Below are 21,733 nucleotides of genomic sequence, written 5' to 3'. Positions count from 1 at the left end.
CAGCAGAACCTGGCGCCTGCCCTGCTCAGTTGTCGCCGAACAGATCGCGCGTGTAGACCTTGTCCTGCACGTCATGCAGCGCGTCGGCCATGCGGTTGCTGATGATGACGTCGGCCTCGCGCTTGAAGGTCTCCAGATCGTTGACCACGCGCGAGCGGAAGAATTCCGGATCGCTCAGCGTCGGTTCGTACACGATGATCTCCACGCCCTTGGCCTTGAGGCGCTTCATCACTCCCTGGATGCTGGACGAACGGAAGTTGTCCGAGCCGGCTTTCATGATCAGGCGATAGATCCCGACCACCTTGGGATTGCGCCGCAGCACGTCGGCGGCAATGAAGTCCTTGCGGGTGGTGTTGGAATCGACGATCGCCCGGATGATGTTCTGCGGAACGCTCTGGTAGTTGGCCAGCAACTGCTTGGTATCCTTGGGCAGGCAATACCCGCCATAGCCGAAGGATGGATTGTTGTAGTGGCTGCCGATGCGCGGATCCAGGCAGATGCCCTCGATGATCTGACGACTGTCCAGCCCATGGGTGAGCGCGTAGGTGTCCAGTTCGTTGAAGTAGGACACCCGCATCGCCAGGTAGGTGTTGGCGAACAGCTTGATCGCCTCGGCCTCGGTAGGCTCGGTGAACAACACCGGCACGTCGGGCTTGAGCGCGCCTTCCTGCAGCAGCCGCGCGAAGGTTTCCGCGCGCGCCGAGCGTTCGCCGACGATGATGCGGGATGGGTACAGGTTGTCGTACAACGCCCGGCCTTCGCGCAGGAACTCGGGCGAGAAGATGATGTTGTCGGTGCCGAACTGCGCGCGCAGCTTGGCCACATAGCCGACCGGAATGGTCGACTTGATCACCATCGTCGCCTGCGGATTGATCTCCAGCACCTTGGCGATCACCACCTCGATCGAGCTGGTGTTGAAGTAATTGGTGTCCGGATCGTAGTCGGTGGGCGTGGCGATGATCACGAACTCGGCGCCGGCAAACGCCTCGTTGGCGTCCAGCGTGGCCTCGAAGTTCAGGCCACCCTCGGCCAACGCGGCCTCGAGTTCCTTGTCGACGATCGGCGAGCGGCCTTCGTTGATCAGCTTGACCTTGGCCTCGACGATGTCCAGCGCCACCACTTCATGGCGCTTGGCGAGCAACACGCCATTGGACAGACCGACATAGCCGGTACCCGCGACAGCGATCTTCATTGGAATTCCTTGCGATTTTGGATGGGGGAGGATGCAGCGCGCTGCACGCAGGCCATGGCGTGATGACGGTGCGGCCGCGCCCGCCTGGGGCCGGCGCGCCCGCTGGGGGACACGCGAAAACCTGCACGGTGCCGACCGATGCGATGCAGCGCGCGCGCGTCAAGCCCGTGCATCGCGCGTCGCACCCGCTCCAGCGGCACATCCACGCCAGCCGCGACCTGCACGGAGCAGCTCGTCGGCATGGCGCGAACCAGTCCCAGATGGTAGCCGAAGCGAGGTGCAAGCTATGAGTCAGTGCTGAAGCCGCACCGGCCAATCACGCACTGAAGAGGCTCAATCGTTGGCGAGCGTGTCCAGCACCCGGCTCAGTCCGTCCTGCCAGGCGGGCAGGTGCACACCGAAGGTGTCCTGCAGGCTGTGGGTATCCAGCCGCGAATAAGCAGGCCGCATGGCCGGCGTTGGATAGTCGGCGGTACTGATCGCTTCCACGTGCGGGGCGCGGGCGAGCAAGCCGCGCGCATGCGCCTGGGCAAAGATGGCTTCGGCGAATCCGTGCCAGGTGGTCTGCCCCGCAGCGGTCAGATGCCACAGGCCGGAGGGTTCACCGGGCTGGCGTAGCGCGTGCGCGGTGATATCGGCGATCAGCGCGGCCGGCGTCGGCGTGCCGATCTGGTCGGCGACCACGCGCAGCACGTCGCGCTCGGCTCCCACGCGCAGCATCGTGCGCAGGAAATTGTGCCCGTGCGCCGCATAGACCCAGGCGGTGCGGAAGATCAGATGACGGCCGCCGGCCGCCTGCACCGCCTGTTCGCCGGCCAGCTTGCTCTGCCCGTACACGCCGAGCGGCGCAGTGGCGTCGTCGGGCCGATAGGGGCGAGCGCCCTGCCCATCGAAGACATAGTCGGTCGAATAATGGACCAGCGGCACGCCGGCACGCGCACACCATTGCGCAATGACCGCCGGCGCCTCGGCGTTTGCGCGGAAAGCCGCATCGCGCTCCTGCTCGGCACGATCGACGGCGGTGTAGGCGGCTGCGTTGACGACGGTCGTGGGCGCAAGCCGGTCCAGCAACGCCGCCAGACTTTGCGGCGCATCGAAGTCGGCCATTTCACATACTGCACCATCGGGCAACCGGCCACTGCGAGTGCTGGCCAGGATCGGGCCATCGCCCGCCAACGCCCGCAGCAATTCCGTACCCACCTGTCCATTGGCCCCCAGGACCAACGTGGTCATGGCGTAAACACCGGCAAACGCTCGCTCGGCACATCGGCCAGGAACGGCGCCGCGGCGTCCTTGGCCGAGAGCACCGGATCGCTGATCGGCCAGTCGATCCCGATTGCCGCATCGTCCCAGCGCACACCTGCGTCAGCTTCCTTGACATACACGTCCGTGCAGAGATAGCTGAAGAGCACGCTCTCGGACAACACAGCGAAGCCATGTGCAAAACCCTCCGGAATCCAGAACTGACGCTTATTCTCTGCGCTCAATAGCGCGGCCACCCATTGCCCGAAATGCGGAGAGCCGCGCCTGATGTCGACGGCGACATCATAGACCTCGCCTTCCAGCACGCTGACTAGCTTCCCTTGTGGACGTGGCCACTGATAATGCAGGCCGCGGAGAACTCCTTTCGATGAACTTGAAACGTTGCTTTGAACGAAACTCGCAGGCAGCCCGTGCTTGGCAAAGCGCTCGGCATTCCAGCTCTCGAAAAAGTATCCGCGCCCATCGTCGAACACCGCCGGCTCGATCAGCATGCAGCCCGGCAACCCTGTATTTATCACTTTCAAGAAACAACTCCGCGTTTAGCGAGTGAATGAAGATATTGCCCGTACCCATTCTTCAACAGCGGCGCAGCAAGACGTTCCAGCTGACCGGCATCGATCCATCCTTGTCCAAAAGCCACTTCCTCTGGGCAGCAGACCTGTAGGCCCTGCCGTGCCTGTATCGTCTCAATGAAATTGGAGGCCTCGTGCAATGATTGGTGCGTTCCCGTATCCAGCCAGGCATAGCCTCGGCCCAATTGTTCCAGGTGCAGATTGCCCGAGTCCAAGTAGCATCGATTGAGATCGGTGATCTCAAGTTCGCCACGCGGTGACGGCTGCAGCGAGGCCGCATAGTCACTGGCCATCCCATCGTAAAAATACAATCCGGTGACTGCGTAGTTGGAACGTGGATTTGCAGGCTTTTCGGCAATGTTGACCACCTTGCCATGCTTGTCGAATTCGGCAACGCCATAGCGCTGCGGATCGTTCACCCAGTAACCGAAGACAGTTGCACCCCGCTCACGCGAATCCGCGCGGCGCAAGGTCTCGGTCAGGCCGTGCCCATGGAAGATATTGTCGCCCAACACCAGGCAACTCGGCTTGCCGTTGACGAACTCGCGACCGATCAGATAGGCCTGCGCCAGGCCGTCAGGATTGGGCTGCACGGCGTACTGGATATTGACACCCCACTGGGAACCATCGCCCAGCAGCGACTGGAACAGCGGCTGCTCGTGCGGAGTATTGATGATCAGAATGTCGCGGATACACGCGAGCATCAGCAAACTCAATGGGTAGTAGATCATCGGCTTGTCGTACACCGGCAATAGCTGCTTACTGACGCCCTTGGTGATCGGGTACAAGCGTGTACCGGATCCGCCTGCCAGGATGATGCCTTTACGTTGCGTCACGAAGTCGTTTCCTTTGCTTGTTACGAATACACGCGCTGAGCGCCAGGGGCGCCCATCAGTTTGTTGCGCCGATGCGCTCCAAGCGATAGCTGCCATCCAGCACGCCCTGCACCCAGGCCTCATGGCTCAAATACCATTCCACCGTCAGTCCGATGCCTTGCTCGAAGGTATAAGCAGGCTCCCACCCCAACTCATCCTTCAGCTTGGACGCATCGATCGCATAGCGGCGATCGTGCCCAGGACGGTCGGTGACATAGGTGATCTGGCTTGAGCGGGGGCGGCCGTCTTCGCGCGGACGCTGCTGGTCGAGCAGCATGCAGATGGTCCGCACCACTTCGATATTCTGGCGTTCGGAGTTGCCGCCGACATTGTAGGTCTCACCAACCCGGCCCTTCGCCAGCACCGTACGGATCGCCTCGCAGTGGTCGCTCACAAACAACCAGTCGCGCACTTGCTTGCCGTCTCCGTAGACAGGCAAAGACTCGCCGGCCAGAGCTCTGGCAATCACCAACGGGATGAGTTTTTCCGGAAAGTGATACGGACCGTAGTTGTTCGAACAGTTGGTGGTGAGTACCGGCAGACTGTAGGTATGATGGAACGCTCTCACGAGATGGTCCGACGCCGCCTTGGATGCCGAGTACGGCGAATTCGGCGCATAGGGCGTGGTTTCGGTGAACTTGCCTGTTTCACCCAGCGAGCCATAGACCTCGTCGGTGGAAACGTGCAGGAACCGGAAGGCGGCACGGAGCCCATCAGGTAGCGCCTTCCAGTAGTCACGCACTGCCTCGAGCAAGGCGAGCGTGCCTACCACGTTGGTCTGGATGAACGCACCGGGACCGTCGATCGAGCGATCCACATGGCTTTCAGCGGCGAAGTTCAGCACCGCGTCGGGACGGTGCTCAGCCAGTATCCTCGTCACCAGCGCGCGGTCGCCGATGTCGCCCCGGATGAAAACATGGTCCGGATTGTTCTCGATCGATGCCAAAGTGTTCAGGTTGCCAGCGTAAGTGAGAGCATCCAGATTAATCACCCGGACACCGCGGGCAACCGCCTCCAGAACGAAATTGCCGCCGATGAAGCCGGCACCGCCGGTTACAAGCCAAGTTGCCACTGCCACATTCTCCTGATTGCGTGCCGCGCTCGGCTCGATAACCACACAGGATATATGCTGGATGCCGCGCAAGCCTTAAGGAACATCCGCGCACGCCAAGCGGAAGGACGTTCAAGTACCCAACCATCCATACGCCATCGCATGGTGAGCTCTCCCCGGGTAGAATGGCCCCACTCCCGAGCCTGCCGCCGCGGCCGGGCCTTCCCGCAATAGCTGAAGGATCTCGTACACGATGAAAATCCTCGTCGCCTACAAGCGCGTGGTGGACTACAACGTCCGCATTCAGGTCAAGCCGGATGGCTCCGGCGTGGTCACCGAGGGCGTCAAGCTCTCGCCCAACCCGTTCGACGAAATCGCCCTGGAAGAAGCGCTGCGCTTGCGCGACGCCGGCATCGCCAGCGAGGTCGTGGTCGCCACGCTAGCCCCGGCCGATGCCGCGGCACATCTGCGCAACGGCCTGGCCATGGGCGCCAACCGCGCCATCCATGTGGTCACCGATGCCGCCATCCAGCCACTGACCGCCGCGCGCACCCTGCTCAAGTTGGTCGAGAAGGAGCAGCCGGATCTGGTCATTCTGGGCAAGCAGGCCATCGACGACGATGCCAACCAGACCGGCCAGATGCTGGCCACGCTGTGGGGCCGGCCGCAGGCGACCTTCGCCGGCAAGCTGGTGGTCGCCGATGGCAAGGCCACCGTCACGCGGGAAGTGGATGCCGGCCTGGAGACGCTGGAAGTCGACCTGCCCGCCGTGATCACCACCGATCTGCGCCTGAACGAGCCACGCTTCATCAAGCTGCCAGACATCATGAAGGCCAAGAGCAAGCCGCTGGAAACGTTGGCATTTGCCGACCTGGGCGTCGATGCGCACGACAGCCTGACCACTACCCACTATGCGGCGCCATCCAAGCGCAGCCGTGGCGTCATGGTCAAGGACGCCGCCGAACTGGTGGCCGCACTCAAGCAGAAGGGGTTGCTGTAATGACCAAGGTTCTAGTCGTCGCCGAACATCTCAACGGCCAGCTCAATGCGGCCACTGCCAAGACCCTGAGCGCCGCGCAGGCGATCTCTGCTGAGTCCATTGATGTGGTCGTACTGGCAGCCGACCCGGCCGCCGTTGCAGCGCAGGCCGCGCAGCTGGCCGGTGTCTCCCGCGTGCTGACCGTGGCCAACGCCGCCAACGAACACGCCATCGCCCAGGTGCTGGGCCCACAGATCGCCCAGCTGGCCGGTCAGGGTTATACCCATGTCTTCGGCCCGTCCACCACCTTCGGCAAGGATCTGATGCCGGTGGTTGCGGCGCTGCTTGGCGTCAACCAGATCTCCGACCTGATGGCAGTCGAGGACGCCCATACCTTCAAGCGCCCGATCTACGCCGGCAACGCCATCATCACCGTCAAGGCACCGGCCGAACAGATCGTGGTCGCTACGGTTCGCAGCGCTTCCTGGCCGGAAGCGGCCAAGGGTGGCAGTGCGACGGTCGAGGCCGTTACGGTCGACGCCGCCCTGCCGACGCATAGCCGCTTCATCGGCCTGGCGGCCGGCAGCTCCGATCGTCCTGACCTGCAGAGCGCCAAGCGCGTGGTCTCCGGCGGCCGCGGCGTCGGCTCGGCAGAGAACTTCAAGCACATCTATAGCCTGGCCGACAAACTCGGCGCCGCCGTGGGCGCCTCGCGTGCTGCCGTCGATGCCGGCTATGTGCCCAACGAGCTGCAGGTGGGCCAGACCGGCAAGATCATCGCCCCTGAACTGTATGTGGCCATCGGCATCAGCGGCGCGATCCAGCATCTGACCGGCATCAAGGACGCGGGGACCATCGTGGCGATCAACAAGGACCCGGAGTCGCCGATCTTCGAGATCGCCGATATCGGGTTGGTGGGGGATTTGTTCGCACTGCTCCCGGAGCTGGAGGCTGCACTGGGCTGAGGCCCGTCTGCTGCAATGGCTTCACCTTCGCCTCCCAGCATCGACGGTGCCGCAAGACTGCGGCACCGCTTGGATTATCTGGCAGCCTTCGTTTTCCTGCTGTGTGCCGGGTACGTCGCCGTATTGGTCTGGGTGGACCACGGAAACGGGACCTTTTCACGGCTGAAGGGCGCCTGGCCTTTGATGTCATTTGCAATTGTGCCGGTCTCCATCACGTATCTGTTCCGGTATTGGCGCTGGCGCTGGCTCCTCCTTCGCAAGGGAAATCACGTACCGGTTTTACCTGGCTTGGCTGGCTATCTGGCGGGCTTTGCACTGACCGCAACGCCCGGCAAGGCCGGCGAACTGATGCGGATTCGCTATTTCGCGCGCATGGGCATCCCGGCCGAGCGCACATTGGGCGTCTTCGTCTTCGAGCGCGCATCCGATCTGCTGGTCATCCTGTCTTTGTCGTTACTGGCTGCGTCGGTGTTCCCGACCTTGGGCGCCCTGGTCGCCGTGGTGCTGGGATTTGTTTGCGTGTTGTTCGGGGCGGCGGCGTGGCCTGCGCTGCTGAATGCTCTGACACGCGTGACCGAGCGCCTTCCCGGTCGCTGGTTGCGATGCATGGTCCGCTTCTGCCTAGCGGCAGCCTTGGAGCTGCGCAGTTGCCTGGATCTGCGCGCATTCGGGCAAAGCATGCTCGCAGGATGCGTCGCATGGGGGCTGACATCGGCGGTCTTTGTAAGCCTGTGCGCTGGCATGGACTTGCAGCTGGACCTCATGGTCGCGCTTGGTATTTATCCGCTCGCGATGCTCATTGGTGCGCTGTCGTTCGTCCCCGGTGGCGTGGGCACGACCGAGCTGGCCATCGTGTTGATGCTCAATCGGCTTGGGATCTCCACCCCGGACGCGATTGCGGTCGCCGTCGCAGCCCGCCTGGTCACGCTCTGGTACGCCATTGTCGTCGGCGCAGCGGCCATGCTGATCGCAGAATTTGCATCACGGGCAGAAGCCGGTTGATCGACTGGGTATAATCGCGACCCCGCAATGGATCGCCAGGCAGTCGATGTCCGCCCCTACCAGCAGCTCCACCCGTCCGGCGGTTTCGGGGCGCGCCCTTTGCGTGGACCTGGATGGCACGCTTTTGAATTCCGACATCCTCTACGAATCGGTGCTGGCTCTGCTGGCGCGAAATCCGCTGTACCTGTTCTTGCTGCCGCTGTGGCTCTTGCGTGGTAAAGCGGCGTTGAAGCGGGAACTTGCCTCCCGCGTCGCCCTGCCTGCGGAGACCCTGCCCTATAACCACCAGGTGCTGGAGCTGCTGCGCACTACGACGCAACGCCCGCGCGTGCTGTGCACGGCGTCCGACGCACTCCTGGTGAAGCCTATTGCAGACCATCTGGGCCTCTTCGAGCAGGTGATCGCCAGTGATGGCAGACGCAACCTGTCTGGTCGCAACAAGGCAGATGTGCTAGTCGACGCGTTTGGTCAGGGCAATTTCGATTACGCAGGCAACGGCAGTGTGGATTTACACGTGTGGGAAAGGGCCGGTGGCGCCTGGGTCGTCAACAATGGCGTCGCACTTGCCAAGGCCGCTGCGCAGCGGACGACCGTGCATGCGCATTGGCCGGCGCCGCCGCGCGCCCGTGCATGGCTGAAGGCGTTACGCCTGCATCAGTGGCTGAAGAATCTGCTGGTGTTCGTTCCCTTGCTGACCGCGCACCGCTTCCTGAATCTGGAATCGGTGGTGCAATCCACAATTGCGCTGGTGGCGTTCGGGCTATGCGCCTCCGGCGTCTATGTGCTCAACGATCTGCTGGACCTGACGCCTGACCGCCAGCACCCCCGCAAGCGCAAGCGCCCGTTCGCGGCAGGTCGACTTCCTCTTTTGCAGGGTCTGCTGGTTGCCCCCGCGCTGACCGTAGCCGGCCTCCTGCTGTCGCTGGCATGCAGCATCGAGTTCACCCTGGTACTGATCGCCTACTACGTCATGACATTGGCGTATTCACTGCGGTTGAAACGCATCGTGATGATCGACGTCGTACTGCTCGCAGCGCTCTACACCGTACGCATCATCGGCGGCGCCATGGCGATCAGCGTCGAACTCTCGTTCTGGCTATTGGCATTTTCGATGTTCATGTTCCTGTCGCTGGCCCTCCTTAAGCGGTACACCGAACTGCATGCCATGTTGAGCAGCGGCAAGACCAAGGCCAGTGGCCGCGCCTATTCGGTCGAGGACCTCTCGTTACTGCAGTCGATGGGTGCAGCGGCTGGCTACATCGCGGTGATGGTGATGGCGCTGTACATCAATAGCCCCGAGAGCGTGGCGCTGTACCGCAATCCCAAGCTGCTATGGCTGGTGTGTCCGGTGCTGCTGTACTGGGTGAGCCGGGTCTGGATCATCGCCCATCGGGGGGAGATGCATGATGACCCTATCGTATTCGCTGCCACCGATCGCGTAAGCCAGATTGTTGTCGTGTTGTGCGGGTTGTTTGCCTTGAGCGCCATCTGATGGCAGCGGGGCAGTCCTGGGGGCGCTATCCCAGAGCACACCAGACGCTGCTACCGGTCCATGATCGCGCGGCAAGCCTGCCGGCATTCGACGGCCATGCCCTGCCTCGTGGCAATGGACGCAGTTATGGCGACAGTTGCCTGAACCCGGATGGTGCACTGCTGTGCGCACGTGGGCTTGATCGATTCATCGCTTTTGATCCAGGTAATGGTGTCTTGCGTTGTGAGGCGGGAGTCACCCTTGCAGAGATCATCGAGCTGGTATTGCCGCAAGGCTGGTTTCTGCCAGTGACGCCCGGCACGCGCTACGTCACCGTCGCCGGTGCGATCGCCAACGACGTGCACGGCAAGAACCATCATCGTACTGGCAATTTTGGCCATCATGTGCGCGCATTCGAGCTGTTGCGCAGCGACGGCGAGCGGCGGCTATGCACCCCGGACGACGCCGATCTCTGGTTTGCGGCCACGGTGGGAGGGCTGGGCCTGACCGGCCTGATCACCTGGGCGGAAATTCAGTTGCGCCGTGTCGGCAGTCCCGCGCTGGAAGCAGAGAACATCCGCTTCGGCTCACTCGATGAATTCTTCGAGTTGTCGGCGTCATCTGCCGAAAGCCACGAGTACAGCGTGGCTTGGATCGATTGTCTGGCAAGTGGCAAGGCGCGCGGACGCGGGCACTTTACTCGCGCTGATCATTGCACCGGACTTGCCCAAGAGCGACCGACAACGCCAGGCGCAGGCTTGTCTATGCCTGTTACGCCACCGGTTTCGTTGGTAAACAAGTTATCTCTGCGGCCTTTCAATGCGCTTTATTACTGGCGCCAGCCCGCTCCGCGCAAACGCTTCGTCAGCCACCTGTTGCCCTTTTTCTACCCGCTGGACGGCATCCGTGACTGGAACCGCATGTACGGCCCGTCCGGCTTTCTGCAATATCAATGTGTATTACCGCCTGCAGCCGCACGGGACGGGGTCGACGCGCTACTTGCCGAGATCGCGCGTAGCGGCAGCGGCTCTTTCCTGGCAGTGCTGAAAGAGTTCGGCAACACGCACTCCATCGGCATGCTGTCTTTCCCGAGGCCGGGAACGACGTTGGCACTGGACTTTCCCAATACCGGTCCTGACGTCTTCCGCCTGCTTGAGCGACTGGACCGCATCGTCGACGAGGCCGGTGGTGCTCTGTACCCTGCCAAGGACGCACGTATGACAGCGCAGTCGTTTCAGCGTGCCTATGGCCGCTGGCGCGAGTTCGGCAGCTATCTCGACCCACGTTTTTCTTCCGGCTTCTGGCGCCGGGTCACGGAGTAGACATGCAACGCGTCCTCATCATCGGGGCCACCTCGGCCATTGCCGAAGCAACCGCCCGACGCTACGCCGCACGCGGGGCGGCCATCCACCTGCTCGGCCGGCAGGCCGCGCGCCTGGAAACAATTGCGGCTGACCTCACCATCCGCGGCGCGCGAAGCAGCATCGGCATGCTGGATGTCAACGACAATGCGCATCATGGCGAAGTTCTGGATGCAGCCTGGGCTGCTTTGGGCGGTGTCGATGTCGTTTTGATCGCACACGGCACGCTGCCGGATCAGGCTGCGTGTGACGCATCGGTCGAACTGTCGCTACGCGAATTCGCCACCAACGGCACCTCCACGATTGCGCTGTGCGCAGCGATTGTGCCGCGACTGACGTCGGGTGCCACGCTGGCCGTCATTTCTTCTGTGGCGGGAGATCGCGGCCGAGCCAGCAACTACCTTTATGGCAGTGCCAAGGCCGCCGTGAGCGCCTACTTGAGCGGCCTGGGACAACGCCTGTGCCCGCAAGGCATCAACGTCCTCACGATCAAGCCGGGCTTCGTCGACACCCCCATGACTGCGGCCTTCAAAAAGGGCGCACTGTGGGCAAAGCCGGACCAGATTGCCAAGGGGATACTCAGCGCAGTGGACAGCCGTCGCGCTGTGGCTTACCTGCCTGGTTTCTGGTGGGGAATCATGCTGGTAATCAAGAATATCCCGGAATTCATTTTTCGCAGGATCAAGCTCTGACATGACGGACAAACACGCCAAGATCGTCATCACCGGCGCCGCGGGCCTGGTCGGCCAGAACCTAATCGTCGAACTCGAACAGCAGGGCTACACCCAGTTGGTAGCGATCGACAAACACGCGCATAACCTGCAGATCCTGCGCGAGCTGCACCCGGCAGTGCGCGTGGTGCAGGCGGACCTTGCCGAGCCCGGCGACTGGGCACGCGAGTTCGAGGGTGCAGCCTGCGTCGCCCAGTTGCACGCGCAGATCACCGGCAAGACCACTGACCTATTCACCCGCAACAATCTGACTGCGACCGCGCACGTACTCGATGCCTGCCGCGCGGCGAAGGTGCCGTATCTGGTGCACATCAGCTCCTCGGTGGTGAACTCGGTGGCCAAGGACGACTACACCAACACCAAGCGCGCACAGGAAGAGATGGTGGTCGCCAGCGGCCTACGCCACTGCGTGCTACGCCCAACCCTGATGTTCGGCTGGTTCGATCCTAAACACCTCGGCTGGCTGTCGCGCTTCATGGCCAGGACGCCGGTGTTCCCGATTCCGGGCGATGGCCGCTTCATGCGCCAGCCGCTGTACGAGCGCGATTTCTGCCGTTGCATCGCCAAGTGCATCGAACGCGAGCCCGACGGCGATGTCTACGATATCGTTGGCGATACGCGCGTGGACTACGTCGACATCATCAAGACGATCAAGCGGGTTAAAAAACTGCATACCCTGATCTTGCATATCCCGATCGGCTTCTTCGCCTTTCTGCTGCGGGTGTATTCGCTTTTCAGTTCTAAGCCACCATTCACCGCCGACCAGCTCAAGGCGCTCAGCGCCGGCGACGACTTCAAGGGCGTCGATACCGAAGCGGTGTTCGGAGTGCGACAAACGCCGTTCGAGGACGCGATCCGCGAAAGCTATACCGACCCGCGCTACAGCCATATTGTGCTCAAGCGCTGAACCGTCATACGAGACTTAAAACTATGAGTACATTCGCGATCGTCGGCAGCGGCCCAATGGGCCTGATGGCCGCCATGGAACTGCTGAAGAAGGGCCACCAGGTCGACGTGTACGAACGCGACGACCGCATCGGCGGCATGTCAGCGGACTTCGATTTCGACGGCCTGCGCATCGAGCGCTACTACCACTTCATCTGCAAGACCGATTTCCCGCTGTTCAAGCTGCTCAAGGACCTGAAGCTGTCCGACCGCCTGCATTGGACCGACACCAAGATGGGTTACTACTATCAGGGCAAGCTGCACAAATGGGGGACGCCGTTCGCTCTGCTGGGTTTCCCGCATCTGGGTCTGGTCGACAAGATCCGCTACGCCCTGCACGTCATGCATACCAAGGGCATCAGCGACTGGACTGCGCTGGACAAGGAGAACGCGCGCGACTGGATCACCCACTGGATCGGCCCCAAAGCCTACAAGGTAATGTGGGAGAAGGCGTTCGCTCTGAAGTTCTTCGAGTACCAGAACGACCTGTCCGCCTCGTGGATCGGCACCCGCATTAAGCGCGTGGCGTTGTCGCGGCGCAATCTTCTTAACGAAAGCATGGGCTATCTTGAGGGCGGCTCGGCCGTTTTGCTGGAACGCATGGCGGCAGAAGTTGCACGTCTCGGCGGCCGAATCCTGCTGTCACGACCGATCGACGAGGTCGCCTCGACCGACGGCAAGGTCACCGGCATCCGCACCCGCGACGGCCACCAAGCCTACGACGGCGTGGTGTCCACCGCGCCGATCCAGTACGTACCCAGGATGGTGCCCGGCCTGCCGAAGGCTTTCGCCGACCAGATCGGCGCAATCGAGAATATTCCGGTTGCCTGCGTGATCCTCAAGCTGTCCCAACCAATCAGCGAAAATTTCTGGATGAACATCAGCGACGACCGGATCGCCATCCCAGGCCTGATCGAGTACAGCAATCTCAACCCCGGCAATGGCCCTGGCGAGCACATAGTGTATGCGCCCTACTACATGCCCAAGACCCACCCGAAGTGGCAGTGGAGCAACCAGCGGTTGATCGACGAAGTCATCAGTTACTTGCCGATGATCAATCCAGACTTCAAGCGGGAGTGGATCCGCGCAACCCATTGCCATCGCTACGAATATGCGCAAACCATCTGTCCGCCCGGATTCCAGGGCATGCTGCCGCCGATGAAGACACCGCTGCGCGGCTTCTACATGGCGGATACGGCCTACTACTATCCGGAAGACCGCTCGATCAACGAGAGCATCGCCACCGCGCAGCAACTCGCGGCCGAGGCGATGAACGGATGAAGCGGCAGGTCGTGTTGTTTCTCGCCGCTGGCGGCATCGCCGCCGCGGCGAATTTCGGTTCGCGTATCGTACTGAGCCATGTGCTGGCTTACGTCCCAGCGATCGTGATCGCCTACATCATCGGCATGATCACCGCTTTCTTACTCAACCGTGCATTTGTTTTCAAAAACCCCACCAATTCAGTGGGTGCGCAAGTGGCGTGGTTCGTGCTGATCAATCTGTTTGCCGTGGCACAGACGGTGGTGATCAGCCTTCTGCTCTCTCGCTGGTTGACCCTCTGGCTGCCAGGCCGCGACACGGCCGAAACCTTGGCGCACGCCATTGGTGTCGTGTTCCCGGTGTTCACCAGCTTCGTCGGTCACAAGTATCTTTCGTTTCGGGCGCAGTGAAGGCACCGATTGCCGGATCCACACATCGCGTCACGCGCTGTTTTTTCTTAAAGCAGAAGGGCGCCGGCCCTACCGAACCAGCACCGCTCCTTCGCACAGGCGCTCGGGCTGATCCTTGCACGTCTGCAATGGACCAATATCCAGCGGCGGCAAACCGTAGTCGTAGGTGAACCAGGCCACGCCTTCCTGCACCAACTCCAGTCGGACCACCGCACCTTTCGCGAAGCGGGACAGCGGCACCGTCAGCGGCATCTCCACCGCGGCTCCCGGTGCTACTCCCGGCAAAGGAATGCGCTGCACTTCAACGCGCGGCATCGCATCAGTACCGCCCCTGCCATTCGGCAACTGCACGACAGCGAGGTTGACAGGATACTGGCCGCGGCCCGCCAATGATGTCCCGCCGCGATTGTCGATGCGTATACGCATCGACACCGTTCCGGTTCCCTTCTCCAAGAGCGGCTCCCCTTGCAGCGTCATCGCGATGGCCACGTCCATCGCGCTCAATTTCAGATCCGACCTCAGTGACTCGTCACCCGCTCTGCCCGATCCAGGCTCCCTGACCAGCGCGTGGCTACCATCGCCGACGTAGTAGCGCGCATTGGTGGTTGCGACGATCTGCTTGCGCTCGGGATAGAATTTGCCGCTAACCAACACCTGAGCGCGCCGACCTGCCTCGGGACACCGGTACTGTGTATGGAACAGGAGATGCCAGGACTCTGGAGCGATACACATCTGCGCCTTGCCATGCCCCACGCGGTTAGCGTATGCCAGTAGCGACACAGTATCCGACCAGCCCACATCCCAGCCGCCCTCTCGATCGATTGACAGTTCGACGACCTTGCCACCTGCGCTGGCGGTGATGGCCTGCAAGGCATTCCGATATGGAGCTTCGCTCACCGACGCGGGATTCTGCAGCAATTCCTCGGACTGGGATCCCAGATACACGACACCACCGATCGCGAAGACGGCGATGACGGCACTGGCAGCGCGATGCGCCCGTTGCGACCACTCGATCATGCAAGCGGCGGTAATCGCCACCAGGATAGCGTAGAACGGCACGAACCAGTATTCCAGATAACGATACTGAAGATCGTCCACGCCTTTGCGTCCATACAACAGTGCCGCGACCAGACCAGCTGCCAGCACCAGCAGCCCGACGAGAACCGCACGCGCGTTCTCCGTACCACGCATCAACCAGGCGCCCAGCGCAACCAGTGGGAGCACGATGCCCCAGAGCGGCATGAAATCGAATACATAGCGCACCACGGCAAATGCTGGATTGGGCGCGCGGTGCCCGGCGAAAGCGAAATACTTGGGAAACTCTCCCGGCCAATAATTGAATGTCTGCAGCGAAACAGGCAACAGGAACAGCACGATCAGCGCCAGGCTGACCACGACCGTCGATGTGGGCGGAATTGTGACAGATGGTCTCGGCAGCCAGCGCAAGCGCATAGCAAGGGCGGCACCCAGGACCGTAACGACGCAGATGACCGGAACCAGCCCGACAAAGCTGGCATGGCCATGTACCATTGCACCGGCGCCGAGAATCAACCATGGCAGCCAGCGCCAGCCTCTGAGCAGCAAACCGCACAATCCAACGCTCAGGACGGTGGATGCTGTCACGTAGAGAAACGGAGGCCACGGCGCGCTCAAACTGTAGGCTTTGGCCAGCAGCAGCACGATTGCGTAAGCGGCCGTACCGACCAGCGCAGTGGACACATGGCCCGTCAGCTTATGCAGCAGTGCAGACACCAACGCGATCGCGCATGCGCAGATGCACAAAGTCGCAAAGACCTGCGCGGCAAACGGTGTGTGGAAGATCGGCAACGTGTCATGAAACGCGATCTCCGACAACGCCATGAGCTGAAAGAAGAACGGACCGGGGTGGTAGAAACCCACCCGACTGTAGTTACCGTGCCACAGTAGCCAGTCCTTGGCCCAGGTCACCAGGATGTCGTTAGACGCGTAGTCGGTGAATGGCAGTACATCGTCGTGAAAGAAGAACGACGCCTTGGCGAACAGAGCAGCAGCAACGATCGCCGCGAAAACGGCGACGGACAGCAGAGCTGTGGTGGAGGGGCGTTTGCGAATCATGGTGCTCCTGGCATTTCCGCCGCGCGCTATCGTTATGATTTCAATGTCTGTTACAGAGTCTGCGCGCTCGCGGCCACCGACCATGTGGCACCGCTGGCCACGAGCGAGTGGCCGATGGCGCCACCCTTCCTTTCGGCTCGGACTACCACCCCGATCGTGGCGTCCGTAGCATCCAGTCCAGCGTTTCCCGAAGCGGCCGGAACGCGAACCCACCAACTTGTGCAATGAAGTGAGCGTTCGAACCGGCCAAGCGATTGACTTCCTTGTCACGCACCAGCTCAGCGTCACTGTGGATGTCGAACGAGATTCCAGCCAGTTCTTCGATAAGCTCGATGACGCTGCGCAGACTGACCGAGCGCCCACTGCACACATTCACCGCCCCGCCACGCAGACCGCTTTCAATAAGCAATCCGTAGCATCGGACCAGATCGCGAACATCAGTGAAATCGCGCTCCACATCCAGATTCCCCAAACGCAGCACGCGTTCTCCGCGGTGCGCATGGTCAACGACCTTGGAGACAAAGAACGACGGCGACTGACCGATACCGATGTAATTGAACGGCCGGGCCAGCACGATGGGCAATCGATCCATGTACAGGCGTGCGACGTACTCGGCCGCCACCTTGCTAACCGCGTAATCGTTGAACGGCGCCATCGGCGACTGCTCAGTCAATAATGCATGCGACGACGGGCCATAGACGTGTGCGCTGCTGGCTATTAGCACGCACGCGGGGGTCTGCTTCAGGTGAGCTAGCGCGTCCAGCAAGTGACGCGTACCGACCACGTTGGCCTGGTATATCGCCGACACGTCGCTGTGCGCGACGTGCGAGATCCCTGCCAGATGAACGACCACCTGCGGCCTGACGCGCTCCACCACGTCACCAAGGCCTCCGCGGTCCAGTAGATCAACCGCGCTGAAATCCTCTCCGGACTCTCCGTGACGGCGCAGGCCATGAACGCGATAGCCCATGGCCTGCAGTTCCTGCGCCATGTAAGGCCCTGTGAAGCCTTCGATTCCGGTGACCAATGCAGTCGGCGTCATCGACTCAATTTCCTCGCATGTGGGGCATTCCTGATTTACCTTCCCACGGCGCCGACGCCACGGGAGAGGACCGCAGGCTCGTCAGAACGAGGTGCCGCTGGCATTACGCCGCAGATCGGCCTGAACCATCATCTCGCACAACTCTTCCAGTGTAGTCTTCGGTTCCCAGCCAAGCTCGCTGCGGGCACGAGCAGCATCGCCGATTAGTAGGTCGACTTCGGCTGGGCGGTGAAACTTCGGGTTGATCTTCACCATCACCTTGCCCGACTTACTGCAAGTTCCGGTCTCATCCAACCCGCTACCTGCCCACAACAACTCTACATCGATTGCCTTAAAAGCCATTGTCACGAAGTCACGCACGGTTTCAGTGCGATTCGTCGCCAACACGTAGGTATCGGGCTTGTCGACCTGCAGCATCCGCCACATGCCTTCCACATACTCCTTGGCAAAGCCCCAGTCACGCTTTGCATCGAGGTTGCCCAGCTCGATCGCGTCGAGCTTGCCCAATTTGATTTTGGCGACCGAGTCGGTGATCTTGCGCGTCACGAACTCCCGGCCACGCAACGGCGATTCGTGATTGAACAAGATGCCGCTGGAACCGAAGATTCCGTAAGACTCACGGTAGTTGACCGTGATCCAGTGCGCGTAGAGCTTTGCTACACCATACGGACTACGCGGATAGAACGGCGTCCGCTCGGTCTGCGGCACTTCTTGTACAAGCCCGAACATCTCCGAGGTCGATGCTTGGTAAAAGCGAATCTTGGGATTGACCGCACGAATGGCTTCCAGCAAGTTCAACGCACCCACTGCGGTGATCTGGGCGGTCAGCACAGGTTGATCGAACGAAACTCCTACGAAACTTTGCGCCGCGAGGTTGTAGACCTCGGTTGCCTCGCTGTTCTGCAAAAGACGAACCGTCGAACCGATGTCCTGCAAGTCGTGCTCGACCAAGTGCAGATTGGGATGGCTCGCAATACCCAGTTCCTCGATGCGCCAGAAGTTGACCGAGCTCGTGCGGCGGTAGGTGCCAAACACCCGATAGCCCTTTTCGAGAAGCAATTGGGCGAGGTAGGCGCCGTCCTGGCCGGAGATACCGGTAATTACTGCAGATTTCATCGTAGTCATCCTGAGAGGTGCAAGGTGGCTTGGCAGCCCGTTCAATTACAGCGAAAACATTGCGTTGAGCGTCCGCGAGAGGCTCTGGACGGCATTACTGTCGCCGGAGAGGTTCATTCTACCCAGCTGGCGCCCCAATACCTGGGCCGTGCGGATGTATGGCTCTGCCTCGATGTAATCGGGAACGATCTGCTCTAGGTCGTCGACGTAACGCCGCGCGGAAAATTCGTTGGCGGCCCATTGTCCAGCGCGGCTAGCGATTTCGCGCGCAGCGTGGCGGTTTTCATGGACGAAACGCAACTGATCGCGCAATGCGGTTCCCTCCGACGTGGCCGGTATCTTGAGCACCATTTCGTCAGGCAACTCTGCATAGAAACCTGCATTACTGACGATGACCGGAGCGCCGGACTGCATGCCCTCAATCGCCGATGCCGACGCGCCTTCCAGCGCAGGGTCGCGTAAGCAAGTCACCACGTCGGCCTCAGCCAATCCTTCGCGCAGACGTTCCTGGGTGACGCGGCCCTCAAGCACGAGGCCATTGAATCCCACCTCACGGCAGATCGCCTCCAGCCTTTCGCGCTCGTCGTCGGGACAGTGGCCGAGCACACGATAGTCTGCAACTCGGGCCAAGACCGTGTCGGAAGCCAGTGCACGGATGACCCAGTCCACGCGCTTGTTGCGGTTGACCATGCCGAACGTGCGTACAGCCAATCGCTGCCTGTCGTCGACGTGCACTGGCGTGCGTTGGATCGGTTCGACAGGATAGGCCAGCGAAAGCTTGTGCACCGGGCCGGGGGACGCGGCACGTACGCGATCGCCGTAGAAGCGCGAATGAATGACGCAACCCAGCGTATTGCCCGACACCCATTCGGTCAGCGGAAATTGACGGACCGCGCTTTCGTATAGATTCTCCGGCTTTGCATTCGCATATTGCTCGCCTGCTTCGCGGCCGTACATGCGCGAGATGATTGCAGTGGCTTCGTTTACACGCTCCGTAGCCTGCAGCCACCCCAAAAACAGACTCAATACGCACCAGTCGTGAAGCACAGCAACATAGGGCCGGATAGAGGCCAACTCGATCAGCCTGCCATGATAGGCGAAATAGTCACCGACGTTACCAAAAACCAGGTCACATTGCGCCAGCCAATCGCGCTCTTCGCGCGACCCCGGTTCCAACACACCCACTACGTCGCGCGGCGGCAGTTCGCTTTCGGCTCCGACTTCTGTCCGGTACACCGCCACATGATGGCCGCGCGCGCGAAGCTCGACGATCACCGCTTGGCTGTAGCGCGCGATGGCGGACGCTTCACAGTAAGGAGTTGCCCAGACGATCTTCATCGCGTCAACGCCTCCACGGTCGAGGTCCAGTTGATACCCATGCCGATCCAGCGCGCATGCGCCGCCTGCCCAAGTACACGTGTGCGTCCGCGATCGGCGAATACGGCAGAGATCGCCGCGGCGAGTTGCTCGGTGTCATCTTCGCAGACCCAACCCTGCTGACCATCATGAATCAATTCGGTGAGATCGCCTGAATCGTTGACCGTGATGACCGCTTTGCGCGCCTGGCACGCTTCCATGGTCACGTAACCATACGAGTCTTCGTTGAACGGCAAGTACGCGCAGGCCAAGGCACCATTCACATAGTCGGCAATTGTCTGCCGAGGCAGGAAGCCGATGTCGAGCTTCACACGCTGCTCCAGCCCATGGCGTTCCACCAACTCGCGCAACCGCTGCGCATCGGCGGGACTATCGGCAGGACCGGCGATGACCAGACGCGCATTGCCAGGCACGTGCGCCAGGGCCTCCACCAAGCGATGTTGGCGCTTGCTTGCGTTGATGCGGCCGCCAGCGAAAATATAGTCCCCGTAATTGCCGCCCGTGAACAGGTCTTCGTCGTTCAAGGGAGCGCGCAGGATTTCCGAATGGAGGTCATTGTAATGCAGCAGACGTTGCTGCACCGTGCGCCCAACCGCGTAGATATTCTTTACCGTTTCCAGGCCCTGATTGTCAGCCTCCTTGATCGCGAGACGGATCTGCCTGCCCTCTGGGGTGTCCGGGATATTGGACTGGCCCGCGTCCCACAAGTCGTAGGCCTGCCGATATTGGTGCGCCAGCCACATGACCTTCTCGTCAAAAGGCACCAGATAGGCCGGAAATTTCATGGCAATCACGCGATCAACGTTGAAAATCCGGAAATTCTTGCACATCAGCATTTCACCGATCAGACGCTCCGGGGGATCCCACGTAAAGGGGATCCGCATCAACTCCGACTCATGCCCGTGACGGCGCAGGTTGGACACCAGCTGATCGGCCAGCTCTTCAGCGCCGCCGCGGATCCCCGGCACCATGTTGTTGACAACAAGAATCTTCACGACAGTACCCGCGCAATGACGTGGTCCCAGTCGATACGCAACTCGCGCACCCGCTCGCGCGATGCCGCGCCCATGCGCCTGGCTAACGTACGATCGCTCCACAGTCGATCGATGGCTTCTGCCAATGCGACCGGATCGGGCTCTGTGATAAAACCGTTGCGGCCATCCTCGACGAACTCGACGACGCCGCCGGAATCGTTGGTGGTCAAGACCGCCTTGCACGCATGCGCAGCCTCAAGCGAAGGATAACCGTAGGAATCCTCGTCTTCTGGCAGATAAGCAGCTGCTAACGCGGTCGACAGCCATTCGACCTTCTCTTCCTCGCTGATCCAGCGATCTACCAGCACCACACGGTCGCCGATACCGTACTCGCCGATTTGCGCTTTTAACTGGGCGGCGTAGTGCAGGCTACCAGAGCCGCACAAGCGCAGTTTTACCGGAGTGCGCACATGTTTAAACGCTTCAAGCAACAGATGCTGACGTTTGTGTGGCTCAGTACGACAGATATAGACGATCTCATCGCCATAACCCGCATCGTGGAAGCGCGATACATCCTGCAACGGCGGGTACAGCACCTCGGCATCGATGCCGTTAAAGCGCTGCAACCGATCGGCAACCACCTTCGAGTTGGCGAATACGTACCGCGCCTCCTTAAGCGCAGTGGTGTCGGCACGCACAAGCGCGTTACGGAGCGCGCGGTGCCGCGCGTCGTCGGGGAAGCCGCGGTACGGTGAGTCCCACATGTCGTAGAACAGCCGGAAATGATGGATGAACCACACGATCTTGTTGGGGTGCTGGATCAGATGCGACGGCGGGCGCGTCGTGATGATGCGATCCACGGACTGGCTTAGATCCATCAGGCGATAGCTTGCCAACTGCGGGAGAATCGCATCGGGAGCCTCCCACATCGGCAGGTACACGACCTCGACGGTATGGCCGTGCTCGCGCAAACGCTCGCCCAGCCATTCGACGATGAAACGTGCGCCGCCGTTGATAAACGGAACGAAAGAAGAACAGATCGCGATGCGCAAG

Annotated in this window: 20 protein-coding genes; 9 read left to right on the top strand and 11 right to left on the bottom strand. The window is 61.2% G+C overall.

Annotated elements, in window-relative coordinates:
* Positions 1 to 25: 25 nt before the first annotated feature.
* The 5 genes from XcodCFBP4690_RS10180 to rfbB form a co-directional block, all read right to left on the bottom strand.
* Positions 26 to 1,192 carry a nucleotide sugar dehydrogenase gene (locus XcodCFBP4690_RS10180; protein ID WP_104540837.1) on the bottom strand — a complete coding sequence of 389 codons (1,167 nt, stop codon included), beginning with the start codon at positions 1,190 to 1,192 and terminating at the stop codon, positions 26 to 28.
* A 333-nt stretch (positions 1,193 to 1,525) separates the two neighbouring features.
* Entirely contained in the window at positions 1,526 to 2,425 is a 900-nt protein-coding gene (gene rfbD / locus XcodCFBP4690_RS10175; RefSeq protein ID WP_104540836.1) for a dTDP-4-dehydrorhamnose reductase, read from the bottom strand.
* A complete protein-coding gene (gene rfbC / locus XcodCFBP4690_RS10170) occupies positions 2,422 to 2,979 on the bottom strand; it encodes a dTDP-4-dehydrorhamnose 3,5-epimerase (RefSeq protein WP_104540835.1) in 558 nt (185 codons plus the stop codon). The genes rfbD and rfbC overlap by 4 nt, the downstream gene beginning before the upstream one ends.
* The gene (gene rfbA, locus XcodCFBP4690_RS10165) at positions 2,976 to 3,863 is read right to left on the bottom strand and encodes a glucose-1-phosphate thymidylyltransferase RfbA (RefSeq protein ID WP_104540834.1); all 888 of its coding nucleotides are present in this window, start codon (positions 3,861 to 3,863) and stop codon (positions 2,976 to 2,978) included. The genes rfbC and rfbA overlap by 4 nt, the downstream gene beginning before the upstream one ends.
* Before the next feature lie 55 nt (positions 3,864 to 3,918).
* On the bottom strand, positions 3,919 to 4,974 hold the full coding sequence (gene rfbB, locus XcodCFBP4690_RS10160; RefSeq protein ID WP_104540863.1) for a dTDP-glucose 4,6-dehydratase: 1,056 nt from the start codon (positions 4,972 to 4,974) through the stop codon (positions 3,919 to 3,921).
* 232 nt (positions 4,975 to 5,206) lie between these two features.
* Between rfbB and XcodCFBP4690_RS10155 the strand changes: the two genes are divergently transcribed.
* The 9 genes from XcodCFBP4690_RS10155 (at position 5,207) to XcodCFBP4690_RS10115 (ending at position 14,077) form a co-directional block, all read left to right on the top strand.
* A complete protein-coding gene (locus tag XcodCFBP4690_RS10155; RefSeq protein WP_104540833.1) occupies positions 5,207 to 5,953 on the top strand; it encodes an electron transfer flavoprotein subunit beta/FixA family protein in 747 nt (248 codons plus the stop codon).
* Positions 5,953 to 6,897, top strand: coding sequence for an electron transfer flavoprotein subunit alpha/FixB family protein (locus tag XcodCFBP4690_RS10150; protein ID WP_104540832.1), 945 nt, complete (start codon positions 5,953 to 5,955; stop codon positions 6,895 to 6,897). The genes XcodCFBP4690_RS10155 and XcodCFBP4690_RS10150 overlap by 1 nt, the downstream gene beginning before the upstream one ends.
* Before the next feature lie 15 nt (positions 6,898 to 6,912).
* Positions 6,913 to 7,899: a lysylphosphatidylglycerol synthase transmembrane domain-containing protein gene (locus XcodCFBP4690_RS10145; protein ID WP_104540831.1), complete on the top strand. Its 987-nt coding sequence runs from the start codon at positions 6,913 to 6,915 to the stop codon at positions 7,897 to 7,899.
* Between the two features lie 103 nt (positions 7,900 to 8,002).
* On the top strand, positions 8,003 to 9,391 hold the full coding sequence (locus XcodCFBP4690_RS10140) for a UbiA family prenyltransferase (RefSeq protein ID WP_104540830.1): 1,389 nt from the start codon (positions 8,003 to 8,005) through the stop codon (positions 9,389 to 9,391).
* Positions 9,391 to 10,692 carry an FAD-binding oxidoreductase gene (locus tag XcodCFBP4690_RS10135; protein ID WP_104540829.1) on the top strand — a complete coding sequence of 434 codons (1,302 nt, stop codon included), beginning with the start codon at positions 9,391 to 9,393 and terminating at the stop codon, positions 10,690 to 10,692. Before XcodCFBP4690_RS10140 ends, XcodCFBP4690_RS10135 begins: the two co-directional genes overlap by 1 nt.
* Positions 10,693 to 10,694: 2 nt before the next feature.
* Complete coding sequence (locus tag XcodCFBP4690_RS10130; RefSeq protein WP_104540828.1) at positions 10,695 to 11,423, top strand: SDR family oxidoreductase; 729 nt, start codon at positions 10,695 to 10,697, stop codon at positions 11,421 to 11,423.
* 1 nt (position 11,424) lies between these two features.
* The gene (locus tag XcodCFBP4690_RS10125; RefSeq protein ID WP_104540827.1) at positions 11,425 to 12,369 is read left to right on the top strand and encodes an NAD-dependent epimerase/dehydratase family protein; all 945 of its coding nucleotides are present in this window, start codon (positions 11,425 to 11,427) and stop codon (positions 12,367 to 12,369) included.
* Between the two features lie 23 nt (positions 12,370 to 12,392).
* Positions 12,393 to 13,688, top strand: coding sequence for an NAD(P)/FAD-dependent oxidoreductase (locus XcodCFBP4690_RS10120; RefSeq protein WP_104540826.1), 1,296 nt, complete (start codon positions 12,393 to 12,395; stop codon positions 13,686 to 13,688).
* On the top strand, positions 13,685 to 14,077 hold the full coding sequence (locus tag XcodCFBP4690_RS10115) for a GtrA family protein (protein WP_104540825.1): 393 nt from the start codon (positions 13,685 to 13,687) through the stop codon (positions 14,075 to 14,077). The genes XcodCFBP4690_RS10120 and XcodCFBP4690_RS10115 overlap by 4 nt, the downstream gene beginning before the upstream one ends.
* A 69-nt stretch (positions 14,078 to 14,146) precedes the next feature.
* On the opposite strand, the gene XcodCFBP4690_RS10110 is transcribed toward XcodCFBP4690_RS10115, so the two are convergent.
* From XcodCFBP4690_RS10110 to XcodCFBP4690_RS10085, 6 genes are all read right to left on the bottom strand, one after another.
* Positions 14,147 to 16,171 carry a hypothetical protein gene (locus XcodCFBP4690_RS10110; protein ID WP_146091873.1) on the bottom strand — a complete coding sequence of 675 codons (2,025 nt, stop codon included), beginning with the start codon at positions 16,169 to 16,171 and terminating at the stop codon, positions 14,147 to 14,149.
* Positions 16,172 to 16,313: 142 nt separating this feature from the next.
* Complete coding sequence (locus XcodCFBP4690_RS10105; RefSeq protein ID WP_104540823.1) at positions 16,314 to 17,213, bottom strand: NAD-dependent epimerase/dehydratase family protein; 900 nt, start codon at positions 17,211 to 17,213, stop codon at positions 16,314 to 16,316.
* A gap of 81 nt (positions 17,214 to 17,294) precedes the next feature.
* Positions 17,295 to 18,329, bottom strand: coding sequence for a GDP-mannose 4,6-dehydratase (gene gmd, locus XcodCFBP4690_RS10100; RefSeq protein ID WP_104540822.1), 1,035 nt, complete (start codon positions 18,327 to 18,329; stop codon positions 17,295 to 17,297).
* 45 nt (positions 18,330 to 18,374) lie between these two features.
* Complete coding sequence (locus tag XcodCFBP4690_RS10095) at positions 18,375 to 19,667, bottom strand: glycosyltransferase (protein ID WP_104540821.1); 1,293 nt, start codon at positions 19,665 to 19,667, stop codon at positions 18,375 to 18,377.
* Complete coding sequence (locus XcodCFBP4690_RS10090) at positions 19,664 to 20,701, bottom strand: glycosyltransferase family 4 protein (RefSeq protein ID WP_104540820.1); 1,038 nt, start codon at positions 20,699 to 20,701, stop codon at positions 19,664 to 19,666. Before XcodCFBP4690_RS10090 ends, XcodCFBP4690_RS10095 begins: the two co-directional genes overlap by 4 nt.
* Positions 20,698 to 21,732: a glycosyltransferase family 4 protein gene (locus XcodCFBP4690_RS10085; RefSeq protein WP_104540819.1), complete on the bottom strand. Its 1,035-nt coding sequence runs from the start codon at positions 21,730 to 21,732 to the stop codon at positions 20,698 to 20,700. The genes XcodCFBP4690_RS10090 and XcodCFBP4690_RS10085 overlap by 4 nt, the downstream gene beginning before the upstream one ends.
* Position 21,733: the final 1 nt, after the last annotated feature.

It is taken from the genome of Xanthomonas codiaei (genome assembly GCF_002939785.1).
GTDB classification, from domain to species: Bacteria; Pseudomonadota; Gammaproteobacteria; order Xanthomonadales; family Xanthomonadaceae; genus Xanthomonas; species Xanthomonas codiaei.
This window is presented reverse-complemented; position numbering and strand designations above follow the sequence as displayed.

Coding starts and splice junctions, on each gene's coding strand:
- XcodCFBP4690_RS10115 (WP_104540825.1), top strand. CDS start 13,685: ATGAAGCGGCAGGTCGTGTTGTTTCTCGCCGCTGGCGGCATCGCCGCC.
- XcodCFBP4690_RS10110 (WP_146091873.1), bottom strand. CDS start 16,171: ATGATTCGCAAACGCCCCTCCACCACAGCTCTGCTGTCCGTCGCCGTT.
- gmd (WP_104540822.1), bottom strand. CDS start 18,329: ATGAAATCTGCAGTAATTACCGGTATCTCCGGCCAGGACGGCGCCTAC.
- XcodCFBP4690_RS10155 (WP_104540833.1), top strand. CDS start 5,207: ATGAAAATCCTCGTCGCCTACAAGCGCGTGGTGGACTACAACGTCCGC.
- XcodCFBP4690_RS10145 (WP_104540831.1), top strand. CDS start 6,913: ATGGCTTCACCTTCGCCTCCCAGCATCGACGGTGCCGCAAGACTGCGG.
- XcodCFBP4690_RS10125 (WP_104540827.1), top strand. CDS start 11,425: ATGACGGACAAACACGCCAAGATCGTCATCACCGGCGCCGCGGGCCTG.
- XcodCFBP4690_RS10105 (WP_104540823.1), bottom strand. CDS start 17,213: ATGACGCCGACTGCATTGGTCACCGGAATCGAAGGCTTCACAGGGCCT.
- XcodCFBP4690_RS10150 (WP_104540832.1), top strand. CDS start 5,953: ATGACCAAGGTTCTAGTCGTCGCCGAACATCTCAACGGCCAGCTCAAT.
- XcodCFBP4690_RS10095 (WP_104540821.1), bottom strand. CDS start 19,667: ATGAAGATCGTCTGGGCAACTCCTTACTGTGAAGCGTCCGCCATCGCG.
- XcodCFBP4690_RS10130 (WP_104540828.1), top strand. CDS start 10,695: ATGCAACGCGTCCTCATCATCGGGGCCACCTCGGCCATTGCCGAAGCA.
- XcodCFBP4690_RS10135 (WP_104540829.1), top strand. CDS start 9,391: ATGGCAGCGGGGCAGTCCTGGGGGCGCTATCCCAGAGCACACCAGACG.
- rfbD (WP_104540836.1), bottom strand. CDS start 2,425: ATGACCACGTTGGTCCTGGGGGCCAATGGACAGGTGGGTACGGAATTG.
- XcodCFBP4690_RS10120 (WP_104540826.1), top strand. CDS start 12,393: ATGAGTACATTCGCGATCGTCGGCAGCGGCCCAATGGGCCTGATGGCC.
- XcodCFBP4690_RS10180 (WP_104540837.1), bottom strand. CDS start 1,192: ATGAAGATCGCTGTCGCGGGTACCGGCTATGTCGGTCTGTCCAATGGC.